We start from the raw sequence: 14,477 nt of genomic DNA, 5'->3' as shown, positions 1-14,477 counted from the left end.
TCCGTTGGCCGACCAGACCACAGCTGCCGGTCGTCGGCAAACATGGGGTTGCCGGCCTCGCCTGTATATCGTGCGACACCGCAGGGCTCGCGGCACTTATCGCGTCTGCGAGCCCCACGCGCACTCCCGCGAGGCACGCCCTATGGCTTCGACGCCTGCGCCTGCTTCAGCGCGCTCTTGCAGCCATCCGACAGCTGGTTGAAATGCTCGATCATGCACTGCTTGACGCGGCCGCCTCCCGGCATGATGCCGGAGCACAGCGCGCGCATGTCCGCGGTGCACGCTTGGCGTATCTCCTGTCGCGGTTGCTGGGCGGACGCGGCGCCCGCGGACGATATCGCGACCAACGCGGCGATGATGACCGCGATCGCGCGTCGCAGCTCCCGTAGCTGTACAGGTCTCACCATGCGCAGACCCTCCGCACGCCGAATGGCGTGCTGGTCCACCAACAGGCCCCAGGATAGGGAGGCGCCGCATAGGCATAGGGTGGATGGGCGTAGGGCACGATGGTCCGCCGGCACAGGCCGTTGGCCGTCAGGTGCCAGCCGGGTCCGCAGCCGCCGCTGACTTCGGTGAGGCCGTCGGACATACCGGGGTGAGGGCTGGGGGTGAAGGCTAGCGCGGTCGAACCTGCGGCCAGTGCGGCTGCCGCGGCCGACGCCAAGATCGTCAATCGTCGCATTCGAGATATCCATGCTTGCAAGTTGGAGGAAGGCAGTCCGCGGCCAGTGTTCTGACCCCGGCCGGAATTTCGCGGTCGTCCGGCGCGACGGTCAGTACCGGTATTCGTAATAAGGATGAGTCCCGACCGTGCCGCTGCGCGTCACGCTATGGCCGTTCGGACCCGTCGCGGTGCGCGTGTAGTCGAATGCATGCGGAGCGACGCGCGTGATGCTGCCGCTGCGTGCGATCGTGCCGCCATAAGGTCCCGTCACCGAAGCCGAACGCGAGCAGGTTCCGCCGGCGCATCCGCCGCTGGCGCTGCCGTAGTAGGTACCTCGCCAAGTCGTGACGCTGCCGCTGCGAACCCAGGCGTTTGCACCGGAGGCTCCCGTGAGGGCCAGCACCGTTGCGAGTGATAGCGAAGCGAGAATGGGTTTCATCGGATACTCCTGTTTGTGAGGACGCGCCGGAACGAGACCGGTCGCCGCATGGGGCCAATCTCGCCTCGATCTTTTGCCGTGATGTTGCCGGCGAGGCCGGAAGTGTAACGTTTTGTAACGAGCGACGGGGTCGCCACATTCCTGCCAGCGGGCTGCTCGATAGAGGCCGCGATGGACACTCGGACGATCATGATCGTGGAGGACGACCGCGAGATCCGCGCGCTCTTGGCGGACCTGCTGACGCGGGAGGGCTATGCGCCGGTTTGCGTCGAGAAAGGCGCGGCGATGGACCGGGCGCTGATGCAGGCATGCCCGGATCTCGTCGTGCTTGACATCATGCTGCCGGGCGAGGACGGACTGTCGATCTGCCAGCGCCTGCGCAGCAAGAGCCGCACGCCGATCCTGATGCTGACGGCCAAGGCCGACGATGTCGACCGCATCATCGGCCTGGAGCTCGGCGCCGACGATTATCTGCCGAAGCCTTTCAATCCTCGGGAATTGCTGGCGCGCATCAAGGCCGTCTTGCGGCGTGTGGACGGCCCGCTGGAGATGCCGCCGCCGCGGCGAATTGCTTTCGGCAGGCTGGTGGCCGATCTCGACGGGCGCAGCCTGACCAACGACCAGGACCATATCGTCGAGTTGACGGCAGCGGAGTTTGATCTGCTGGCATGTTTCCTCGAACGGCCCAAGCGGGTGCTGTCCCGCGACCAGTTGCTCGACTGGACGCGCGGCCGGACCGCGGATCCGTTCGACCGCGTCATTGACGTGTCGGTCAGCCGGCTGCGCCGCAAGCTCGTCGCCGCGGATCCCAAGGCTGCGTTCTCGATCAGGACCGTGCGCAATGGCGGCTATCTCTTCAGTGCTGACGTTCGCCCGCTCTGAGCACGGAGCCTGTGCGGGATGAGCAGGCTTCACATCGCCGCCCGCCTCGGCCTTATCGTCGTCGGCGCCATCATTCTCGTGCAGTTGCTGTCGGTCGCCATCTATTTCGTGGAGCAGCGCGGCCGCGGCGAGCCGTCCGGATTTGCCGCTTTGTTCGCGCAGGTCGCCGCCTTGGCGGAGGCTATCGACAGGGTACCGCGCGACGATCGCGACCTGGTGCTGCGCGCGGCCACGACGGCGCGATTCAAGCCGGTCGTGCGTCAGGACGTGCCGCCCAACCCGTTGCATGGCCGTTTCCTGAGCAGCGCGGAGCAACGGCTGCGCGCGCAGAGCGGTGTGCCAGCGGAGCGGCTGGTCGCACTGTCCTTCGTCAACGTCAGGGACGGCCAACAGGTGGCCCGCTTGCGTGATCTCGTCACCTCGCGCCTGCAAGCTGTCATTGAACTTGCTGGCGGCGGCTATCTGGTGATCGAGACCGCAGGTGAGCTCAGCCTTCGCCTGCTCGGCATTCCTGTCGGCCTGCTGGCCGGAATTCTCGGCTTCGTCGTCGCTTTGGCGGCCTTGCTCGCGGTCCGCCACGAGACCAGGCCGCTGTCCGAGTTGACCGTCGCCATCGAGCGCTTCGGCGCTGCCATGGAGACCATGCCGGTCAGCGAGCGGGGTGCTCCCGACGTCCGGGCGCTGATCCGCGCCGTCAACGCCATGCAGGCGAACATCGCCGAACTGCTGCGCAGCCGCACCCTCGTGCTCGGCGCGATCAGCCATGATCTGCGCACTTATGTCACGCGGCTGCGGCTACGTCTCGAGCTGCTGCCCGAAAGCGTGCAGCGGGACAAGGCAACCGTCGATCTCGACGACATGCAATCGCTGATGGATGATGCGCTCGCCTTTGTCCGCGCCTCGTTCGCAGGCCCGTCGGCGGAAACCGTCGATCTTGCCCGCGTCGCGCGGACCGAGTACGAAGCGCGCAAGGGCGCCTGCGCAGCGCTGACGCTCACCTGCGAAGATCCGGCTCTCCTCATCCGCGGCTCGGCTGCGGGCATGGCTCGGGTCGTTGCCAATCTCGTCAACAACGCGATCCTCTATGGTGGCGCCGCGGACATCTCGTTGTACGCCAAGACCGATGTGATCGAACTCCTGGTCGAGGACCGCGGGCCGGGAATCCCGGTTGACGAACGCACCCGCGTATTCGATCCATTCTACCGGCTGGAGACCTCGCGCAGCCGCGAGAGCGGCGGCGCAGGATTGGGACTCACAATCGTGAGGCAAGTTGTCGAAAGCAACGGCGGCACGGTCGCCATTGAGGATCGTCCCGGTGGCGGCACCCGTGTCCGCGTCCGGCTGCCGCGCGAGCGGTCTCAGTAACGGCTGCGGTAGCCATCGCCGTGTCCCGGGCCGCCGTAGTTGCCGCCTCGACCGCCCATGCCCATGCCAATTCCGATGCCTATTCCGACACCTAAGGCTTCTGGCGGCGGGCCGCGATCCGGTGGCGGCGCGCGCTCGTAGATCACCTCATCAGGCGGCGGCCGGCGCGGCCTGGGCGGCGTGTCGACCACCTTGCGCTTCGGCGGTGTGTCGTCGACGCGCTTCTTGATCACAGGCGCGATCGTCGGGTTGATCGGCGAAGCCGGTGGTGTGGGCGTCGAGCACGGGCAGGTCGGGGCCATCGCGACGGCGACCGGGGCAGGAGCGGCCGCGACCGCGGCAGGCAAGACGTAGTTGCGGTTCTGCACGCGGAGCAGCAGCCGGCGTGCGGTCGCGGCCAGATCGCTGTTGTCCCAGTTCGCCAGATACGCCTCGAACGAGGCGCGGGTGTTGATCGCGGTGGCACGCTCCCACGCCAGCATCTGGCGCCGGCGCTCCACAATCGTGCGCAGCCGCGGCGTACGGGTATCCTGAGCGTACAACTCGATATAGGCCTGATACGCCGGCACGGTGTCGTCGGTGATCACCATCTCATAGGCGACCATGGCCGGCTTGCCCTGCAAATCCTTGCGCCAGTCCTCGAGGCTGCGCGTGCCGCTCGCAAGTGCCATGGAGGATGCGCCAGGAAGCGCAGTCTGACTGCCGCTGCTGTCGCCGCCGAAGAACTTGAAGTCAGTCGTCAGCGACGAGCTTTCCCAGGGGATCTGGCGTCCGTCGGTCGATTGCGCCACGGCGACGCGAATGCGCTTGAACACTTCCTCGATCGGCAGATTGGGCTGCTTGGCGACGGTCAGCGCCGCGGTGGTATAGGGGCTGTCGATGCCGGAGCCATCCTCGGCTTCGGAGCCCGGCGAGGTCGAATAGGAAATGAAGGAGCCCGGCGCGCCGGCCTTGGTGTCGACGATCGCAAGCCCGTGTCCGGCGCCGCTGAGCGCAGGGAAGGGATTGTTGCGGCAGGCATCGAGCATGAAGATGCGCGCCCGCGTCGGCAGTGCGCCGAGCGTGTTGAGCAAATCGTTCAGTCGCACACCCTGCAGCGGAATGTCGGCTTCGCGCTTGGGGTCGAGATCGACGGGAACGAGATAGTTCTCGCCGTCGATCTGGAGGCCGTGGCCGGCATAGAACACCAGCGCGACGGTGTCGGCGCCGCTGGCGCTGACCTTGCCGGCGAAATCCGAGATCGCCTGACGCATATCGTTTTGCGCCAGATTGGATGCCGTGGTGACGGTGAAGCCGGCATTGCCGAGCAGCTCCGTCATGCCCTTGGCGTCGTTGGCTGCGTTGGGTAGTTCCGGCACGGTGCGATAGGCCGATTGGCCGATCACCAGTGCGAGCCGCGCTTCGGCCGCGGCCCCCGTCGGCATCGTCAATTGCGTGAGCGCGAGAAGAGCGGATGCAAGAAACAAATTGCGAAAGACTGGACGGCGCATGGTGTCACCTCCATCGGCAATGCGCGCGATGATGTCACCTTTTCTAGGTGGCCGCCATGCGTCTGTCTGTGCACTGGATCACGTTGAGCTGCGGCAAAATGGGGCAGAAGGTCTGCCAGAGCTGGTGCGGCATCGTTCTGGCGCCATCCATGTGAATTGCGCATTGATCCATGCGCCAATTGGATCGATGCCCAACGCTGCGCGAAAGCATCTTCTCGCGCATCGGCCCCATGCCGATCTGATCGAGAATCCCGCAAAAACATGGCTGTTTTGCCGCGCGCTGATGCCGTTGATCCTCGCGACACGCCGCTTTGCAACGGCCGGCCGCAAGCCTTGCCTGCGCCGTCGCTTTGGCCATACAGTCCGCGCAACGGGCTGCGGCAACGACCGTTGCTCGAAAAACAATAATTGGGGAGAAACCGCATTATGTCCATCGTGCCCGTGAACCGTCGCGCGTTCATCAAGTCGTCGACGGGACTTGCCGCCGGCCTCGTGCTTTCCCCCGCACTCATCGGCCGCGCCGAAGCCGCGACGCTGAAGCTGAAATGCTCCTCGTCGCTGCCGAACGATCCCAAATTCGCCAACGGCCGGGTCTACTACGACAATCTGGTGAAGAACCTGAAGGCGAACGGCCTCGGTGAGCAGGTCGAGGTCGCGTTCTTTCCCGACAACCAATTGGGTCAGGAAATCGACGTCATCAACTCAGTGAAGCTCGGCGTCATCGACCTCATGGTGTCGGGCTCCTCGATCTCGGCGAATCTGGTGCCGCTGGTCGGCACCTACGACCTCGGCTTTCTGTTCTCGAGCTTTCCGCAGCAGACCAAGGCGTTCGACGCTGGCGCGGCCAAGCCGATCGAGGACGCGCTGCTCAAGGGCAGCAACATCCGCATCATCGCCTGGGCCTATAATTTCGGTTCACGCAGCGTACTTGCGAGGAAGCCGGTGAAGACGCCGGAAGATCTCGCCGGTCTCAAGATTCGCACGCTGCCAAATCCCGTCATCACGGAATGCCTGCGCCTGATGGGAGCTGCCGCGACGCCGCTGGCGTTCGGCGAAATCTACACGGCATTGCAGGCCGGCGTGCTGGACGGGCTAGAGCACGACCCGCCGACCATCCTGGCCAGCAAGTTCTTCGAAACGGCGAAATTCTATGCATTGACGCAGCACAATTTCTCGCCGCTCGCGATCTATTTCAGCGACACGACCTACAATCGCATGGATCCGAAGCTGCGCGAGGGTTTCCTCGACGCCGCGAAGAAGGCTGCGGCCGACACGCGGACCCACGGGCTCGCGGTCGAGAAGGAGGCCCTGTCGGCCTTGACCGAGAAGGGCGTGACGGTGGCCGAATGCGACCGCGAGGCGTTCAAAAAGCGCGTCGCGCCGCAGATCGAGAACTTCATGAAGGCGCGGCCGGAATCCAAGGCCGTGATCGACATCATCCGCGCCACGCAGGCCTGACGTGGCAATGACAGCTGCCGTACCTCTCTCGGGCGGCCGCCACGGGAGCATCGCCCTGCTGCTTCGCTTCAGCGACGCGATCGCGGCCATCCTGCTGGCCACGGATCTCGTCGTCGTCTGCGGTTCCGTGCTGCTGCGCTTCTGCATCAACGCGCCGGTGGAGTGGTCCGACGACGTCGCGCGCGGACTGATGGTCGGATCGGCCTTCTTCGGCGCGGCGAGCGCGCTCGCGCGCGGCGAGAATGTCGGCGTCTCTTTCTTCCGCGATCTGGCTCCGGTACGGCTGCGCGCGCTGGTCGACGCCGCGAGCGCGCTGCTGGTGGTGCTGATTTCGGGCTACGTCGCCTACAACGCCATCAAGCTCGGCTCGCTGACGGCGGGCCAGACCACCGGATCCGGCCTGCCGCTGGAGCTGACCTTCTACCCGATGGGCGCCGGCGCGCTGTTCATGACGGTGTTTGCGATCGACCAGCTCTGCGCCAGGCCGCTCCCTGACATCGTCAGAGGCCTCGTCGCGATTGCCGTCGTGACCGGCCTTTATCTCGCCTGGGATTATCTGTCGCCCGCCACGGTGCCGTCGGCGGGCACGCTGATGCTGATCGGTTTCTTTGCGACGTTGGTCGGTGGCTTGCCGATCGGCTTTGCGCTGGCGCTGGCCGCGCTGATCTTCATCTGGGTCGAGGGCGCGCTGCCCGGCGTGATCTTCGCCCAGCAGATGGCGCGCGGCATCGACAATTTCGTGCTGCTCGCGATTCCGTTTTTCATCCTCGTGGGCTACCTCATGGAAGCCAACGGCATGTCGGTGCGGCTGATCGAGCTGTTGCAGCGGGGCGTCGGGCGGATGCGCGGCGGTTTGAACGTCGTGATGGTGGCCTCGATGGTGCTGTTCTCCGGCATTTCCGGCTCGAAGATGGCCGACGTCGCCGCGGTCGGCTCCGTGCTGATTCCGGCCGCGCGCCGCTCCAAGCAGAATCCGGGCGGCGCCGTGGCGCTGCTCGCAGCCTCCGCGGTGATGGCGGAGACTATTCCGCCCTGCATCAACCTGATCATCCTGGGTTTCGTCGCGAACCTGTCGATCGGTGGTCTGTTCGTCGCAGGGCTGTTGCCCGCGGCGCTGATGGCGCTGGCCTTGATCGCCGTCTCCATCATCTTCGGCAAGACTCCAATTGAGACTCCAACTGAGTCTCCAGCTGATGCCGAGGACATCGCGCCGCAGATGCCGGTGTCGGGCCTGTGGAGCGGCGCGATCGCCTCGTTCGGCCTGATCTTCATGATCTTCTTCGGCTTCAAGAGCGGCTTTGCCACCGCCACGGAAATCTCGGCCTTCGCCGTGGCTTATGCACTCGTCGTCGGCAGCGTGGTGTTCCGCGAACTCAGCTTCACATCGGCTGCGCACAGCTTCGTCCAGGGCGCGACGCGCGCGGGGCTCGTGCTGTTCATCGTTGCCGCAGCGCAATCGCTGGCGTTCACGCTGACCCTGCAGCAGGTGCCGCATGCGGTCGGCGATTTCATGCTGGGATTGTCCAAGACCAGCGGCACCTGGCTGTTCATCCTGCTCGCAATCGCCGTGCTGATCGTGATGGGCTCGGTGCTCGAAGGCGCGGCGGCGCTGATTATTTTCGGGCCGTTGCTGTTGCCGGTGGCCGTGCAGCTCGGCATCGATCCCCTGCATTTCGGCGTCGTGCTTGTGATCGCGATGGGCATCGGCCTGTTCGCGCCGCCGCTCGGGCTCGGGCTTTACGGCGCCTGCCTGATCGGCAATGTGCCGATCGAGCAGACGGTGAAGCCGATCATGGGCTATCTCGGCCTGTTGTTCCTTTGCCTGCTCGTGATCGCGTTTGTGCCATGGCTCAGCACGGCATTGCCGCGCGCGTTCGGCTATTGAGGGAGTATCGCCGTGAAAGTCCTGCTGGCCCACACGCCGGAGATGCGCCGCAATTACTACGGCGATCGCAGCCTGAACGGCTTGCGCGCGACCGCCGAGGTGATCCTGCACGAGAGCGATGAGACGCTGGTCTCAGCCAGCCTCGTGCGCGCTGCGCAAGATGTCGACATCATCGTGGCCGATCGCATGACCGAGGGACGCGGCGAGATCTTTGCACAACTGCCGCGCCTGCGCGCCTTCGTCCGCTGCGCCGTCGACATCCGCAACGTCGATGTCGAGGCGGCCTCGAACGCCGGCGTGCTCGTGACCCGCGCCGGGCCTGGCTTCGTGCAAGCGGTTGCCGAGCTCGCGGTTGGCTTCATGGTCGATCTCTCCCGCGGCGTATCGCGAGCGACGGCCGATTATCACGCCGGCCGCAAGCCGGAAGCGCGGATGGGACGGCAGCTCGCCGGCAGCAAGATCGGCATCATTGGCTATGGCAGCATCGGGCGCTATCTCGGGGAAATCGCCAAGGTGATGCGCATGGAGGTGCTGGTCGCAGATCCCTTTGCGACCGTGACCGGCGGTGCCATCCGGCAGGTCAGCCTCGACGAGCTCCTCGCCGCGTCCGACTATGTCGTCTGCCTTGCCATCGCCAACGAGCAGACCGAAAATCTGATCGGCGAGGCGGCGCTGGCGCGGATGCAGAAGCATGCCGTCTTCGTCAATCTCTCGCGCGGCAACCTCGTCGATGAAGCGGCGATGGCGAAGGCGTTGCTTGAAAATCGAATCGCGGGTGCCGCGATGGATGTGGGCCGCGCGCCCGACCAGATGCCAAGCCCGGAGCTTGCGAAGCTTCCCAACGTCATCGCCACGCCCCATGTCGGCGGCCTGACGCCGCAGGCGATCGAATATCAGTCGCTGGAAACCGTGCGCCAGGTCGAAGCGATCGTCAAAGGCGAGATCCCGCAAGGCGCCGTCAACGCCGACGGCTGGACGCGGCGGCCGTGATCCGCTCTATAGCCGGTCCACAGCTTTGAACGTCCCGTCCTTCTGGATCACCGTCAAAAACACCTTCGGCGGCGCGTCGAGCATGCGCATGCCGACGGTGATGGTGCTGCCGCTGATGTCGAAGCGGCCGACATCGTTGATGGTGCGCAGCAGGCTCGCGCGCGTCGGTTGCGGTCCGGCTTGTTCCAGCGCCGCGGCCGCGAGACGGCCGGCGATATAGCCTTCGAGCGCCACGAAATTCGGTGTCAGCGCCGGGTCGAACGCCGTCTGCGCCGCCTGGTAGTCGGCGACCAGCTTAAGCGAGCGGTCCCAGGGAAACGGCACGACCTGCGTGACGACGACGCCTTCGCCCTCGGGGCCGAGCTCCTTGGCGAGCGCAACGGCGCCGACAAAGGAGATGTTGACGAAGGTCGGATTGGCGCCGCTGCGGTGCGCGAGCTTGATGAACTCGGCGCAGGGATCGTAGGTCCCGACCATGACGATCGCCTCGGGTTCGACGCGCTTGATCGTGCGCCAGGCCGACGCGACGGCGCGGGTGTTGCGCTCGAAGGTGCCTTCGGCGGCGAGCTCGAGGCCGCGCCTGGCAAGCGCGCGCTTCACGCCGGAAAGACCGTCGCGCCCGAACGAGTCGTCCTGGTAGAAAATGGCGATGCGGGTGAAATGGCGATCCTCGGTGAGATGCTTGACCCACGCCTCGGCCTCGGCGCCATAGCTTGCACGGATGTTGACCACGTTCGCAAGCTCGAAGTCGCGCAAGAATTCAGCGCCGCTGAAGGGACCGATGAAGGGCACGTTCCTGGCGCTGGTGATCGGTATCGTCGCCACCGCGGTCGGCGTGCCCACCGCGCCGATCAGCGCGAACACCTTCTCGTCCTCGATCAGCCGCAGCGTCTGCGCCAGCGAGCGGTCGGGGTCGTAGCCGTCGTCACGGCTGATGAGCTGGAGCTTGCGGCCGTGGACGCCGCCTTTGGCGTTGATCTCGGTGAAGGCTGCGACGATGCCCTGCCGCATGCGCTGTCCGAGTGTGGAGGAGGGACCCTCGAGCGCTGCGGCTTGGCCGAACAGGATCGCATCCTCGCTGACGCCGATCTCGTCGGCTTTCGCCGGCAGCATGATTGCTGCCAGGACGGCGACGGTCATGACGATGCATGTCGCAGATCGAGATCGATACATCAGAAAAGTCTTGCTGGGTGCGGTGAGTAGCTTCGTGAAAGCTATCGCCACGGGATGAATCGGCGATGTATCGACGGCTCCGTACTACTCCGGGGAAAACCGGCAACTTGCTTCGACAGAGCCCGCATCATCCTGCACTTCATTAACTAAACCGGGTAATGCGGAAAAGCCGGGTTCCGAAATTGTGCAGTTCTTAACCGCGGTCCTGTTCCGATAGTGGCTCCGGCGGCTCAACCACAGGTTCGGTTGAGCGGGACAGGGGACGGCGGTTTTTGGAATGGGCGGTCGGGATCAGAACGATCAGGATCGGGGGCGTATGACCGGATGGTGGCGTGCCGCGCCGCTGCTCGGGCTCTATCGCCCTGCGCTCGTCGCAGTCGGCGTCGGTCTTCTGTTTTCGGTCGTGGCTGCAGCCGCCGTGGCGCGATGGGAAGGCCGCGTCAACAAGATCGAGTTCGAGAACGCGGCCGAGACCGAAGTGATCGTCATGCAGAACGGCATGAGCGAGTACATCTCCAGGCTCGTCGCGCTGCGCACGCTGTTCGAATCGACCAATCAGGAGATCACCCGCAGCGAATTCGAGACCTTCAGCGCCCGCCTGTTCGAGCGCCATCCCGGCATGCTGCGCATCTCCTGGGTGCCGCGGGTGAACCGCAAGGAGCGCGCCGAATACGAGGCCGCGGCGATCACGGACGGCGTGTCCGGCTATCGCATCAAGTCGCTCCAGGGCGATGCGTTCGCGACCGCGCCGCAGAGCGACGAATATTTTCCGGTGTTCTACTCGACCCAGCCGAAGACGTCTCCAGTCTACGGAATGGACTACGCGACCGTTCCGGAGCGCCGCGCGGTCCTCGAGCGCGCGCGCGACACCGACCGGATAGGGGCCATTCGCACCCGCCTCTACGAGCCGAAGGAGGGCGGCCGGTTGCCCGACGTCCTCGTCGCCATTCCCGTCTACGCCAAGGGAACGTCGCGCGACGCGGTCGTGGACCGGCGCCGCAATCTCGCCGGCTTCGTCGTCGGCGTCTTCGACCTGCCGCTGCTGATCCAGTCCATTCGCGTGACCACCGGGGCAAGCCCCGCGGTCAGCGTCAACGTCTATCCGCCGTTCGCGGGTCAGATCGTCGGCCTGGAGCAAATGCTGCCGGATTACTCGTCGGCCGCGACGGCGCCGCAGACGATGCGGGACGTCGCGCGGACCCTGCACTGGTCGGGCAATCTCAAGATCGGCGACACCGATTGGCAGGTGCGGGCGGTTCCGGCTGCCGGCGGTCCGCTGGAGACGACTTACGATCGCGCGGGTGCGGTGCTGATCGTCGGCATGCTGCTGACGCTGTCGCTTTCGACCTATCTCATGCTCGCAAGCCGCAATTCGCAGCGGCTGTCACTGGCGAACCGGCGGGTGCTCGAACTCGCCCAGACCGACATCCTGACCGGATTGCCGAACCGCGCTTTCTTCCTGGCCCGGCTCGACGAGCTCAAGGGCCGTTTGAAGGACGCCGGTCCGACCTTCTCGATCCTAATGCTCGACCTCGACCGCTTCAAGAACGTCAACGACTCGCTCGGTCACGGTGCCGGCGATGCGCTGCTGCGTCAGGTCGCACAGCGGCTGAAATCCGCTTTGCGCACCAGCGACGTGCTGGCCCGGCTCGGCGGCGACGAATTCGCCATCATCCAGGAAGCTTGCGAGGATCAGCGCGTCTGCTCGACCGAACTGGCGGGGCGGATCGCCAAGCTCGTGGCCGAGCCGTTCCTTCTTCCCGGACACCGCGTCGAGATCGGCACCAGCATCGGCATTGCGATCGCGCCCGATCATGGCAGCGATCAGGAGCAGCTGCTGAAGAAGGCGGACCTGGCGCTCTACCGCTCTAAATCGTCGGGCCGCAACTGCTTCACCATCTACGACAAGGCGATGTCGGCCGAGCTCGAGGCGCGCAGCACGCTGGAAGGCGATCTGCGCGACGCCATCGCGCGGTGCCAGCTCGAGGTGCACTACCAGCCGTTCGTCGACGCCCTCAGCGGCACGCGGCGCGGCTTCGAGGCGTTGGTGCGCTGGCGGCATCCGACGCGCGGCTTGATCGCGCCGGACCAGTTCATCCCGCTTGCGGAGGAGACCGGGCTGATCGTGCCGCTCGGCGAATTCGTGTTGCGGCGCGCCTGCGCGGACGCGGCCGGCTGGCCGTCAGATCTTGCGGTCGCCGTCAACCTGTCGCCGATCCAGTTCAAGGAGGCCGAGCTGTTCGAGATGATCAGCGCGGCGCTCGCCGATTCCGGATTGCTGCCGCAGCGGCTGGAGATCGAGATCACGGAATCCGTGCTGCTGGAGCGTGGCGTCGAGAACCACGCCTTCATGGAGCGGCTGAAGAGCATCGGCATCGCGCTCGCACTCGACGATTTCGGCACCGGCTATTCGTCGCTCAGCTATCTGACCGCTTTCCCGTTCGACAAGATCAAGATCGACAAATCGTTCATCCGGAACCTCACGCATCAGCCGCGCAGCTCCGCCATCATCTCCTCGATCGTGACGTTGGCGCGCGGGCTGGACATGTCGGTCACCGCCGAGGGCGTCGAGACCCGCGAGGAGTACGAGCGGCTGAAGGCGCTCGGCGTCAATTTCGCGCAAGGCTATCTGTTCGGCCGCCCGCAGCCGATCGAACGGATCCTGTTCGACGCGCCCGCCAAATCGTCGCAACGCGACGCGGCCTGAGGGCGGCCGCCCAAGGATCGCTCAATGAGGCATGCGCGAAAAGCGCTTGACCCGGGCAGTCCTGGATGGTCGGAAGGACCGTCCAGGGATGAAACACACAATGCGGCTTCCGTTCTTCTACGGCTGGGTCGTGGTCGCGGTGACCTTCGTCACCATGGCCATCGGCGTCAACGCGCGCACCGCCTTCTCGCTGTTCTTCCCTCCCATCATCTCCGAATTCGGCTGGGAGCGCGGCGTCACCGCGGGCGCCTTCTCCTTCGGCTTCGTGGTGTCGGGCATGGTCAGCCCGCTGATCGGCCGGCTGATGGACCGCGCCGGCCCGCGCGCGGTGATGGAGCTCGGCGTCGTTCTGATGGGCGGCGGATTGCTGCTCGCGCCGCTCACGAGCCAGCCATGGCATCTCTATGTCACCATCGGCGTCATGGTCGGCGCCGGTTCGGTGTGTCTCGGCTATTCCGGGCAGTCGTTGTTCCTGCCGAACTGGTTTATCCGCACGCGCGGCCTCGCCATCGGCATCGCCTTCGCCGGGGTCGGCATCGGCTCGGTCACGCTGCTGCCATGGGTGCAACACATGATCGAAGGGACCGGCTGGCGCACCGCCTGCACGGCGATGGGCCTGATGATCCTGATCGTGCTGGCGCCGATCAATCTGTTCCTGCATCGACGTCCCGAGGATATCGGCCTTCGGCCTGACGGCGATGCGGCCCCGGCCGCAGGCGCCGCAAAACCCGTCTCCAACATCATCGATCCCGTCTGGGCCGGGACCGAATGGACACTCCGGAAAGCGGTCGCCACGACGCGGTTCTGGTGGATCGCGCTCGGCTATTTCTGCGGCCTCTACATCTGGTACGCGGTGCAGGTGCACCAGACCAAATTCCTGCTCGACATCGGCTTCAGCACGGGTGTCGCGGTGTGGGCGCTCGGCATCGTCAGCCTGCTCGGCATTCCCGGCCAGATCCTGCTCGGCCATGTCTCCGACCGGATCGGGCGGGAATGGGTGTGGGCGATCAGCTGCGCGGGTTTTGCGATCTCTTTCGCGGCGCTGATGGCCCTGAAATTCCAGCCGTCATTGTGGCTGGTCTACCTCATGGTGTTCACGCAAGGCGCGCTCGGTTACGGCCTGACCTCGATCATGGGCGCAGTGGTGTTCGAGATTTTTCAGGGCAAGCACCAGGGCAGCATTTTCGGCACGATCATGCTGGCGGCATTGGCCGGCGGCGCTGCCGGTCCCTGGGTCACCGGCTTGCTTTACGATCGGGTCGGCGACTACACGCTGGCCTTTGGCGTCGCCATCATCGTGAGCGGATTGTCGGCGCTCTCGATCTGGCAAGCTGCGCCCCGCAAGGTGCGCGCCGTTGCCGGCAAGCTTCAGGTGGAAACCGGCGCCGAATAGGTTCCGTGCGCGCCCAATTACCTTCGTTTCT

General features: G+C 65.4%; 13 protein-coding genes. 7 read left to right on the top strand and 6 right to left on the bottom strand.

Annotated elements, in window-relative coordinates:
* Nucleotides 1-140: 140 nt before the first annotated feature.
* From IVB19_RS28875 to IVB19_RS28865, 3 genes are all read right to left on the bottom strand, one after another.
* Entirely contained in the window at nucleotides 141-407 is a 267-nt protein-coding gene (locus tag IVB19_RS28875; RefSeq protein WP_247820441.1) for a cysteine rich repeat-containing protein, read from the bottom strand.
* Nucleotides 401-682: a GCG_CRPN prefix-to-repeats domain-containing protein gene (locus IVB19_RS28870; RefSeq protein ID WP_143273231.1), complete on the bottom strand. Its 282-nt coding sequence runs from the start codon at nucleotides 680-682 to the stop codon at nucleotides 401-403. The genes IVB19_RS28875 and IVB19_RS28870 overlap by 7 nt, the downstream gene beginning before the upstream one ends.
* 91 nt (nucleotides 683-773) lie before the next feature.
* Nucleotides 774-1,103: a hypothetical protein gene (locus IVB19_RS28865; RefSeq protein ID WP_085385102.1), complete on the bottom strand. Its 330-nt coding sequence runs from the start codon at nucleotides 1,101-1,103 to the stop codon at nucleotides 774-776.
* Nucleotides 1,104-1,274: 171 nt separating this feature from the next.
* Between IVB19_RS28865 and IVB19_RS28860 the strand changes: the two genes are divergently transcribed.
* Nucleotides 1,275-1,985, top strand: a complete 711-nt coding sequence (locus IVB19_RS28860) for a response regulator (RefSeq protein WP_247820440.1) — start codon at nucleotides 1,275-1,277, stop codon at nucleotides 1,983-1,985.
* 18 nt (nucleotides 1,986-2,003) lie between these two features.
* Nucleotides 2,004-3,350, top strand: coding sequence for a sensor histidine kinase (locus IVB19_RS28855; RefSeq protein ID WP_247820439.1), 1,347 nt, complete (start codon nucleotides 2,004-2,006; stop codon nucleotides 3,348-3,350).
* On the opposite strand, the gene IVB19_RS28850 is transcribed toward IVB19_RS28855, so the two are convergent.
* On the bottom strand, nucleotides 3,344-4,840 hold the full coding sequence (locus IVB19_RS28850; RefSeq protein WP_247820438.1) for a caspase family protein: 1,497 nt from the start codon (nucleotides 4,838-4,840) through the stop codon (nucleotides 3,344-3,346). The genes IVB19_RS28855 and IVB19_RS28850 overlap by 7 nt on opposite strands.
* Nucleotides 4,841-4,883: 43 nt before the next feature.
* Entirely contained in the window at nucleotides 4,884-5,198 is a 315-nt protein-coding gene (locus IVB19_RS28845) for a hypothetical protein (protein ID WP_026232707.1), read from the bottom strand.
* A 68-nt stretch (nucleotides 5,199-5,266) separates the two neighbouring features.
* On the opposite strand from IVB19_RS28845, the gene IVB19_RS28840 reads away from it, so the two are divergent.
* From IVB19_RS28840 to IVB19_RS28830, 3 genes are read left to right on the top strand one after another with little or no spacing between them, the layout of a single operon-like run.
* Nucleotides 5,267-6,298, top strand: coding sequence for a TRAP transporter substrate-binding protein (locus IVB19_RS28840; RefSeq protein ID WP_085350285.1), 1,032 nt, complete (start codon nucleotides 5,267-5,269; stop codon nucleotides 6,296-6,298).
* Nucleotides 6,299-6,305: 7 nt separating this feature from the next.
* Nucleotides 6,306-8,183 carry a TRAP transporter large permease gene (locus IVB19_RS28835; RefSeq protein ID WP_247820437.1) on the top strand — a complete coding sequence of 626 codons (1,878 nt, stop codon included), beginning with the start codon at nucleotides 6,306-6,308 and terminating at the stop codon, nucleotides 8,181-8,183.
* Nucleotides 8,184-8,195: 12 nt separating this feature from the next.
* On the top strand, nucleotides 8,196-9,173 hold the full coding sequence (locus tag IVB19_RS28830; protein ID WP_247820436.1) for a hydroxyacid dehydrogenase: 978 nt from the start codon (nucleotides 8,196-8,198) through the stop codon (nucleotides 9,171-9,173).
* A gap of 6 nt (nucleotides 9,174-9,179) precedes the next feature.
* On the opposite strand, the gene IVB19_RS28825 is transcribed toward IVB19_RS28830, so the two are convergent.
* Nucleotides 9,180-10,346 (bottom strand): ABC transporter substrate-binding protein, encoded by a 1,167-nt coding sequence (locus IVB19_RS28825; protein ID WP_524536705.1) that lies wholly within the window; start codon nucleotides 10,344-10,346, stop codon nucleotides 9,180-9,182.
* 316 nt (nucleotides 10,347-10,662) lie between these two features.
* On the opposite strand from IVB19_RS28825, the gene IVB19_RS28820 reads away from it, so the two are divergent.
* Together IVB19_RS28820 and IVB19_RS28815 are read left to right on the top strand one after the other, a co-directional pair.
* Entirely contained in the window at nucleotides 10,663-13,053 is a 2,391-nt protein-coding gene (locus tag IVB19_RS28820; protein ID WP_247820434.1) for a bifunctional diguanylate cyclase/phosphodiesterase, read from the top strand.
* Nucleotides 13,054-13,153: 100 nt separating this feature from the next.
* A complete protein-coding gene (locus IVB19_RS28815; protein WP_247821723.1) occupies nucleotides 13,154-14,446 on the top strand; it encodes an MFS transporter in 1,293 nt (430 codons plus the stop codon).
* Nucleotides 14,447-14,477: the final 31 nt, after the last annotated feature.

Source organism: Bradyrhizobium sp. 187 (assembly GCF_023101005.1).
GTDB lineage: Bacteria > Pseudomonadota > Alphaproteobacteria > Rhizobiales > Xanthobacteraceae > Bradyrhizobium > Bradyrhizobium canariense_D.
The sequence above is the reverse complement of the archived record's forward strand: the minus strand, read 5'-3'. Positions and strand labels throughout refer to the sequence as shown.

Excerpts from the sequence above, each read along its gene's own strand:
- IVB19_RS28875 (WP_247820441.1), bottom strand. The coding sequence starts at position 407 with ATGGTGAGACCTGTACAGCTACGGGAGCTGCGACGCGCGATCGCGGTC.
- IVB19_RS28870 (WP_143273231.1), bottom strand. The coding sequence starts at position 682 with ATGCGACGATTGACGATCTTGGCGTCGGCCGCGGCAGCCGCACTGGCC.
- IVB19_RS28865 (WP_085385102.1), bottom strand. The coding sequence starts at position 1,103 with ATGAAACCCATTCTCGCTTCGCTATCACTCGCAACGGTGCTGGCCCTC.
- IVB19_RS28860 (WP_247820440.1), top strand. The coding sequence starts at position 1,275 with ATGGACACTCGGACGATCATGATCGTGGAGGACGACCGCGAGATCCGC.
- IVB19_RS28855 (WP_247820439.1), top strand. The coding sequence starts at position 2,004 with ATGAGCAGGCTTCACATCGCCGCCCGCCTCGGCCTTATCGTCGTCGGC.
- IVB19_RS28850 (WP_247820438.1), bottom strand. The coding sequence starts at position 4,840 with ATGCGCCGTCCAGTCTTTCGCAATTTGTTTCTTGCATCCGCTCTTCTC.
- IVB19_RS28845 (WP_026232707.1), bottom strand. The coding sequence starts at position 5,198 with ATGGCCAAAGCGACGGCGCAGGCAAGGCTTGCGGCCGGCCGTTGCAAA.
- IVB19_RS28840 (WP_085350285.1), top strand. The coding sequence starts at position 5,267 with ATGTCCATCGTGCCCGTGAACCGTCGCGCGTTCATCAAGTCGTCGACG.
- IVB19_RS28835 (WP_247820437.1), top strand. The coding sequence starts at position 6,306 with ATGACAGCTGCCGTACCTCTCTCGGGCGGCCGCCACGGGAGCATCGCC.
- IVB19_RS28825 (WP_524536705.1), bottom strand. The coding sequence starts at position 10,346 with ATGTATCGATCTCGATCTGCGACATGCATCGTCATGACCGTCGCCGTC.
- IVB19_RS28820 (WP_247820434.1), top strand. The coding sequence starts at position 10,663 with ATGACCGGATGGTGGCGTGCCGCGCCGCTGCTCGGGCTCTATCGCCCT.
- IVB19_RS28815 (WP_247821723.1), top strand. The coding sequence starts at position 13,154 with ATGCGGCTTCCGTTCTTCTACGGCTGGGTCGTGGTCGCGGTGACCTTC.